We start from the raw sequence: 8047 nt of genomic DNA on the forward strand, positions 1-8047 counted from the left end.
CGTTGAAAACGCCGTACACATCCTCTTTCCCGGCCTTGTGAACATCGCCTTTTTTCCTCGCCGCTTTCTCCCGGGACACCTTTCTTCCCGCCTTTTCCCGGCAGCAGGGGCAGGCTTTCCTTAATTACTTAATTAAAGGAAAGGCCCTCCCCCTTCGGGAAGAGCCGGAATAAATGAAGCGCTCCGGGGCTCCGCACGCCAGAGCTTGGCTGTTCCTGCCTTTGGGGCAGGGGGGAAGGGAGAAAACGCGCCTTTTCCCTCCAAGTACCGGGAGCTTCCGCAGGAAGGCGGAAACTCCCCGGCAGGGCGCACGAAAAGGCGGAGACAGAAAAAAGGCGCCCCGAGGGACGGGCCTTTGCGCAGACTCGGACTAGAATATGTTGTTGTCCTGCTCGCCCACATGCTGATAGTAGGCCTTCAGATCGCGGCACAGGCTTTCCAGCACGTCGCGCCGGCTGAAAGAATTGTTCCAGATGAAATAAATGTTATGGGTGGCGAGGGCCATGGTATCCATGTCCAGAATAACGAGGTTCTTCATGGATTCATCGCGCGCGATGCGCTTGGCCAGCCCCAGGGGCACGGCCGCCCAGCCTATGCCGAGGGAAGCCCAGTACATGGCGGCGAGCACGTCGTTCACCTCCCAGTACTGGGAATTGAGCAGGTAGCGCTGGGCGCGGGAGCTGTTGAACACTATCTGCCTCTCCTCAGCCAAGTCATCCATATTCACATGTTTTTTCCGCCCCAGTGAAGAATGACGCGAGGCCACGAGGCAGTAACGCATCTGCCCGAGGCACATCATCTCGCAGTTTTTCTTTATCTCCGGCAGCTGCCCCAGCACCACGCCTATATGCGCTTTGCCCTCGCTTACCTGATTCCACACCTCATCCAGAGAGATGATGAGGAAACTCCCGCTCACAAAGGGGTAACGCTCCGAAAGAGATGCTATCCCCTCGGAAATACCCTGAAAGGGGATGCCGTGGCAGATCACGATGTTCAGCCGCACCGCGTCGCCCTTGTACTGGGCCACGGCGCAGGAATCGAAACGGTGGCTCTGCCTGAGCACGGCATAGGCTTCGGGCAGGAGCGCCTTGCCCGCTTCCGTGAGTATGGGCGAGCGGGAAGAGCGGTCGAAAAGCTCCAGCCCGAGGCTGTCTTCCAGCATGGCAATGTGCGTGCTCACCACCGACTGAGCCCTGCCCATGGCCCTGCCCGCAGCAGAAAACGAGCCTTTTTCCGCCGCTGCGATGAAGGCGCGCAGTTGTTCTATGGTCCAGTTCACATTCCCTCCCCAATGAAAACATAGCTAGCTTTTTGTATCAAAATCTTGATGCTTCTTGATTTTTTATAACAAGAAATATACGGTATGTCCACACGACATATTTGATGAATACCCACCGTAAAAAACGGTTTTCCCCAGGGTACGACAGGATCTTTTTTGAGTATTTTTTGGAGATTTTCTATAATTTTCAACATATTGAACATCATAAAGGATACAGGAGCTCTTTATGATCAAAATGCTGTCGCTTCTTGCCCCGGCCCTCATGCTGATCCTTTCGGGGTGCAGCCTCGCCCCGGATTATCAGCGCCCGGAAATGGACATTCCCCAGACGTGGGAAGAGTCGCAGTCGCAGGCTCTCCAGACGAAATGGTGGGAACGCTTCCATGATGAAACGCTGAATGCGCTGGTGGAAGAAGCGCTTCAAAACAACAGGAACATCGCCCAGGCCATGGCCAATGTGGAACAGGCTCAGGCCGGGCTCGGTATCGCCCGCGATGCGCTCTTGCCCGTGCCTTCCGTTTCTGCGGAAGGTTCGCGCACCATGGCGCGTTCCTCCACCTCGCCCACGGCCCTGCAACGCGGCGGCAAGAATACGAACACCTTCGCCGGTGCGCTCGCCGCAAGCTGGACGCTGGACTTCTGGGGCAAATACTGGAACGCCGCCGAATCGGCCCGCTCCACCCTGGTGGCCACGGAAGCCGCGCGCGACAACGTGATCCTCACCGTGGCGGCAAGCACCGTGGAATCCTATTTCTGGCTGAGCGCCTACACCTGGCAGGAAGAAATCGCGCAGGATGTTCTGAAAAACCGCGAGGACTCCCTGAAGATCTACCAAAACCGCTTCGATAACGGCCAGATCAGCGACCTCGATATCCTGAGCATACGCGCCAATGTGGAAACGGCCCGCAACGCCCTGGCCACGGCCCGCATAGCCAAGAACGCGGCCGAAACCTCCCTTGCCGTGCTTCTCGGCCGCTCGCCTGCGGAAATCCTGAAGAAGAACGGCATCACGGCGAAGCCTTCCCTCATGAAGTCACTGGACAAGACGCCCGCCCTGCCTTCCGGCATCCCCTCCCAGCTTCTGGAACAGCGGCCCGACATACGCCAGGCCGAAGCCAATCTCCAGGCTGCCAACTACGACATAGGCACGGCGAGAGCCTCCTTCTTCCCCTCCTTCTCCCTCACGGGACTTCTCGGCGGGGCGAGCCTTGAGCTCAACGAACTTCTCAGAAGCTCCAACCAGTATGCGAACCTCGGCGGGGCCATAAGCCTGCCGCTCAACTTCTGGACCATCAAGCGCACCGTGGACAGCTCCGAAGCCGCCAAGAAGGCCGCCGTGGCCACCTATGAGCTTACAGTGCAGAACGCCTTCAAGGACGTGCGCGACGCGCTGGTTTCCCAGCTTGAATACGCCAACTCCGTGAGCGCGCTCACCCGCCAGGTGGATTATCTTTCCCGCGCCGTCATGCACGCGCGTGCCCGTTACGACAACGGCTTCGCCTCCTACCTTGACCTGCTCACTGCGGAAAGCAATCTCTTCACCGCACAGCAGTCCCTTGCCGCGGCCCATGCCAACCATCTCGTGAGCATCGCCGAAGTCTGCCTTGCCCTCGGCGGCGGCTGGCAGGAATAACAAGCTATCACCACTCCATATATTAAGGAGCAGAACATAATGGCCAGACTCCATATTTTCGCGCCCGCCCTGTTGGCGCTTCCCCTCCTTCTTGCAGGCTGCGACCAGCTGAGCGGCCTTGTCTCCAAAAAGGAATCCGCCCAGGCCCCCCAGGAGCGTGTGGTGCGCGTGACCTGCGTGGAACTGACGCCTCACAAGGTGGACATTCAGCGCGAGCTCACGGGCCGTACGAGTTCCTACCGATGGGCCGAAGTGCGCCCGGAAGTGGGCGGCATCCTGAAGGAGCGCTGCTTCACCGAAGGCTCCCTCGTCAAGGAAGGCGACGTGCTCTACCGCATCGAGCCCGACACTTACAAGGCCGCGCTGGACAAGGCCCGCGCCGACCTAGCAAGCGCCGAGGCCAACCTCAACGTGACTAAGCTGCGCGAACGCCGCACCGCCAGCATGCTCAAGACAAAGTCCGTAAGCCAGCAGGACTACGACGACGTGAAGGCCACCCTGCGCCAGGCCCAGGCTTCCGTGCAGGCCTGCAAGGCGGCCGTGGACTCGGCGGAGATCAATTACCGCCGCACCGAGGTGCGCGCGCCCATCAGCGGCCGCATCACCCTCAGTAACTACACCGTGGGCGCGCTGCTCACCGCAAGCCAGGCTTCGCCGCTCGCCACCATCTACCAGACCGACCCTGTGTATGTGGAGGTTTCCCAGTCCACCGACGACCTCTACACGCTCAAGAAGCAGTTTGAGAAGGGTGAAGGCATGAAGAGCGTGGACCCCTCCCACATCAAGGCCCTGCTCACCATGCACGACGGCGAATATTACCCCTCGGCCGGGCACCTCAACTTCACGGGTGTAAATGTGGACCAGACCACCAACACCATCACCCTGCGTGCGGAATTCCCCAACCCCGACGAAATGCTCCTGCCCGGCCTGTTCGTGCGCGTGAGCATCGTCATGGGCGAGGACACGCAGGCCATTCTTGCCCCGCAGAAGGCCGTGCTGCGCGACCTGAAGGGCAAGCCCTACGTCTATGTGCTCAACAAGGACAATGTGGCCGAACGCCGCTTCATTACCATCAGCCACGCCATCGGCAACGACTGGTATGTGACCGACGGCCTCACTCTCGGCGAGAAAATCGTGCTCAACGGCGTGCACAACGTGCGCAGCGGCATGAAGGTGCAGGAAATCTCCGAAGAACAGATGAAGGCCGAGCAGGAATCCGGAGGCGCTGAGTAATGCTTTCCCGTTTCTTCATCCATCACCCCATCTTCGCATGGGTGCTGGCCATAGTCACCATGCTTTTCGGTGTGCTGGCCATATTCACCATGCCCATATCGCAGTACCCGGAAGTGGCGTCGCCTTCCATACGCATCAACACCCGCTACTCCGGCGCTTCCCCCACCACCGTGGACCAGACCGTCACGCAGGTCATTGAACAGAACATGACCGGCATCGACAACCTGATCTACATGCAGTCCAAGTCCGACTCCTCGGGCATGTCCACCATCACCCTCACCTTTGAAGTGGGTACCGACCCCGACGTGGCCCACATGCAGGTGCAGAACAAGGTGCAGCAGGTGCAGTCGCAGCTGCCCACCGCCGTGCAGAGCTACGGCGTGTCCGTGTCCAAGGGCAACGACAACATGTTCATGGTCATCACCCTCTACTCTCCCGACGACAGTCAGGAGAACATCGACCTTGCCGACTACATCAGCACCAACATCAAGGACGAAATCAGCCGCACCCAGGGCGTGGGCACGGTGCAGGTCTTCGGCGGCAAGTACGTCATGCGCATCTGGCTCGACCCGGACAAGCTGACCAAGTACAAGCTTACCCCCTCCGACGTGCGCAGCGCCATTTCCGCCCAGAACATGGAAGTGACCGCCGGCCAGCTCGGCGCCAACATGATCGGGGGCAAGAACGACCAGGCCCTCAACGTCATCATCAAGGCCCAGAGCCTTCTGCGCAACACCACGGAATTTGAAAACGTCCTCCTGAAGGTGACGGAAGACGGCCAGAGAGTGTTCATCCGCGACGTGGCCCGCGTGGCCATGGGCACGGAACTGGACGGCATCACCACCTACTACAACAAGCATCCCGCCTCGGGCATAGGCGTCACCCTGGCCCCCGGCGCCAACGGCCTCGAAACTGCAAACCTCGTGAAGGCCAAAATCGAGGAACTTTCCCGCTACTTCCCCGACGGTATGACCTATGAGCTGGCCTTCGACACCACCCCCCCCGTCATAGCCTCCATTGAGGAAGTGGTGAAGACGCTGGTGGAAGCCATTATCCTCGTGTTCCTCGTCATGTGGCTCTTCCTCCAGAGCTTCCGCGCCACCGTCATTCCCACCATCGCCGTGCCCGTCGTACTTCTCGGCACCATGGGCGTACTGCTCGCCTTCGGCTACAGCATCAACACCCTGACACTGTTCGCCATGGTGCTCGCCATAGGCCTGCTCGTGGACGACGCCATCGTGGTCGTGGAAAACGTGGAGCGTGTGATCGAGGAAGAACATCTCGACCCCGTCACAGCCACGGAAAAATCCATGGATCAGATCAGCTCCTCGCTTATCGGCATCGGCGTGGTGCTCTCCGCCGTGTTTTTGCCCATGGCCTTCATGAGCGGCTCCACGGGTGTGATCTACCGGCAGTTCTCCGTGACTATAGTCTCGGCCATGACGCTCTCCGTGCTCGTGGCCCTCATCCTCACCCCCTCGCTGTGTGCGAGCATGCTGAAGCCCCACTCCCAGGGAGCGCAGCACGGCTTCTTCGGCTGGTTCAACCGCATGTTCACCAAGAACCAGCACCGCTACGCGGGCGGCGTGCACGCCCTTGTGCAGCGCGGCGGCAGGCTCATGATCATCTACGTCGCCCTCGTCGCGGGCCTCGGCCTCGTCTATAAACAGCTGCCCTCCTCCTTCCTGCCTTCGGAAGACCAGGGCGCAGTCATCACCATGCTGCAGATGCCTCCCAACGCTACCCTGGAACAGACCAGGGCACAGTTTGAAAAAGTGGCCGACTATGTGCTCAACGATGAAAAAGATATCGTGGAATCCTACATGTTCGTGGCCGGCTATGGCATGGGCGGCGTGGCGGAAAACACGGGCATGGGTTTTGTAAAGCTCAAGGACTACGATGAACGCACCAGGCCCGGGCAGGACGCGGCCTCCCTGGCCGCCCGCATCCGCCAGAAGTTCGCGGGCATACTCGACGGCCAGTTCATCGCCTCCATCCCCCCGGCAATCATCTCGCTGGGCATGACCAACGGCTTCACCATGGAACTCCAGGACAGAGGCGGCGTGGGCCATGAACAGCTGGTGGAAGCGGGCAAGAAGCTCATGGGCGCGGCCTTCGCCAACCCGAGCATCGCCTACATCCGCCCCACGGGCATGGACGACATCACCCAATTCAACATCAACCTCGACAACGCCAAGGCCACCAGCATGGGCCTGACCCTCGCGAGCGTGAACTCCGACGTGTCCACCATGCTGGGCGGCACCTACGTCAACGACTTCGTGCACAACGAGCGCGTGAAGAAGGTGTATGTGCAGGGCGACGCCTCCGTGCGCCGCAATCCCGAAAGCCTGAACCGCATCCATTTCCGCAACCAGTACGGGGAAATGGTACCCTTCAACGCCGTGTACTCCACCAACTGGACCTTCGGCCCCGCCGTGCTCCAGCGCTACAACGCCATGCCCGCCCTCGAATATCAGGGCGAACCCGTGCCCGGCGTGGCCTCCGGCATCGCCATGGCCATCATGGAAGAGGAAGTGAGAAAGCTCGGCAAGGACTTCGGCATGGAATGGACGGGCCTCTCCTATCAGGAAAAAATGGCCGGTTCCCAGACCACCATGCTGTACACGCTCTCCGTGCTCGTGGTGTTCCTGGCCCTCGCCGCCCTGTATGAAAGCTGGTCCATCCCCTTTGCCGTGCTGCTCGTCATACCGCTCGGCATCCTCGGCGCCGTGCTCGGCACCTACTTCAAGGAGCTGACCAACGACGTGTATTTCCAGGTGGGTATTCTGGCCGTCATGGGCCTCTCGTCCAAGAACGCCATCCTCATCGTGGAATTCGCACGAAACCTGAGGGAGGAAGGACGCAGCCTCATCGACGCCACGGTGGAGGCCTGCCGCCTGCGTCTGCGCCCCATCCTCATGACTTCCCTGGCTTTCGGCCTCGGCGTGCTGCCCATGATGTCCGCCTCGGGCGCGGGCGCCGCCAGCCAGCACGCCGTAGGCACGGCCGTGTTCTGGGGCACCGTGTGCGCCACGGCCCTCGGCATCTTCTTCATCCCCACCTTCTTCGTCGTCATCTGCTCCACCACGGAGTGGCTCGGAAAGAAGCTGAAGAGAAAGCCCCGCTACTAAGAAAACCGGCGGAAACGCCGCTCCGCCCGTGACATGAAACAAAAAAGGCCGCCTGAAAAGGCGGCCTTTTTTCATGCCCTAGGCTGATGACAGGCGTGTCGTCAGCGGCATTATCTATGTCATCAAGCACGGCCTGCAATGGAAAGATGCCCCGCGCGAGTATGGACCATACAAAACTCTCTACAATCGTTTTATCCGCTGGAGCCGATTGGGTGTCTTTAACAGGATTTTTGCGGAGCTTGTTGAGCAAAACGGCTCCACAACACGCTTGATGATTGATACCACACATCTCAAGGCACACAGGACAGCAGCAAGTTTGCTGAAAAAAGGGGCCTTTCCCGATGTATCGGACGCACAAAAGGCGGCCTGAATTCAAAACTCCACGCTGTCTGCAATGCCTTCGGTCAACCGTTGGCCTTCCATCTGTCCGGCGGTCAGGTGAGCGACTACAAAGGCGCTGCTGTCCTGCTTGATACTCTGCCGCAGGCCGGGGAGCTTCTGGCGGATAGAGGCTATGATGCCGACTGGTTTCGTCATGCCTTGTCCCGTAAAGGAATCACGCCGTGTATTCCCGGCAGACACAGCCGGAAAACTCCGGTGGCCTATGACAAGGAGGTTTATAAGCAGCGGCACAAGATAGAAATCATGTTCGGCCGACTCAAGGATTGGCGCAGAATAGCCATGCGTTATGACCGTTGTGCCCACACGTTCTTTTCGGCTATTTGTCTCGCTGCCATTGTCATCTTTTATATTTAATGAGTCCTGAACCTA

Annotated in this window: 4 protein-coding genes and 1 pseudogene; 4 read left to right on the forward strand and 1 reads right to left on the reverse strand. The window is 59.5% G+C overall.

Translation table 11 applies throughout. The features are described from left to right. Positions 1 to 370: 370 nt before the first annotated feature. Positions 371 to 1279, reverse strand: coding sequence for a LysR family transcriptional regulator (locus tag K8W16_RS01065; protein WP_304120409.1), 909 nt, complete (start codon positions 1277 to 1279; stop codon positions 371 to 373). Between the two features lie 226 nt (positions 1280 to 1505). Between K8W16_RS01065 and K8W16_RS01070 the strand changes: the two genes are divergently transcribed. From K8W16_RS01070 to K8W16_RS01085, 4 genes and pseudogenes are all read left to right on the forward strand, one after another. Then, positions 1506 to 2912 carry an efflux transporter outer membrane subunit gene (locus tag K8W16_RS01070; RefSeq protein ID WP_304120410.1) on the forward strand — a complete coding sequence of 469 codons (1407 nt, stop codon included), beginning with the start codon at positions 1506 to 1508 and terminating at the stop codon, positions 2910 to 2912. A 39-nt stretch (positions 2913 to 2951) separates the two neighbouring features. Next, positions 2952 to 4145, forward strand: coding sequence for an efflux RND transporter periplasmic adaptor subunit (locus K8W16_RS01075; RefSeq protein ID WP_304120412.1), 1194 nt, complete (start codon positions 2952 to 2954; stop codon positions 4143 to 4145). After that, positions 4145 to 7276 carry an efflux RND transporter permease subunit gene (locus tag K8W16_RS01080; RefSeq protein ID WP_304120413.1) on the forward strand — a complete coding sequence of 1044 codons (3132 nt, stop codon included), beginning with the start codon at positions 4145 to 4147 and terminating at the stop codon, positions 7274 to 7276. Before K8W16_RS01075 ends, K8W16_RS01080 begins: the two co-directional genes overlap by 1 nt. 73 nt (positions 7277 to 7349) lie before the next feature. After that, positions 7350 to 8032 (forward strand): annotated as a pseudogene (locus K8W16_RS01085) (IS5 family transposase). Positions 8033 to 8047 lie beyond the last annotated feature (15 nt).

The sequence above is a fragment of the Mailhella massiliensis genome (genome assembly GCF_020741395.1).
Taxonomy (GTDB): Bacteria; Desulfobacterota; Desulfovibrionia; order Desulfovibrionales; family Desulfovibrionaceae; genus Mailhella; species Mailhella massiliensis_A.

What these genes read in the sequence shown, in the direction of transcription:
- K8W16_RS01070 (WP_304120410.1), top strand. Translation starts at nt 1,506, where the DNA reads ATGATCAAAATGCTGTCGCTTCTTGCCCCGGCCCTCATGCTGATCCTT.
- K8W16_RS01080 (WP_304120413.1), top strand. Translation starts at nt 4,145, where the DNA reads ATGCTTTCCCGTTTCTTCATCCATCACCCCATCTTCGCATGGGTGCTG.
- K8W16_RS01075 (WP_304120412.1), top strand. Translation starts at nt 2,952, where the DNA reads ATGGCCAGACTCCATATTTTCGCGCCCGCCCTGTTGGCGCTTCCCCTC.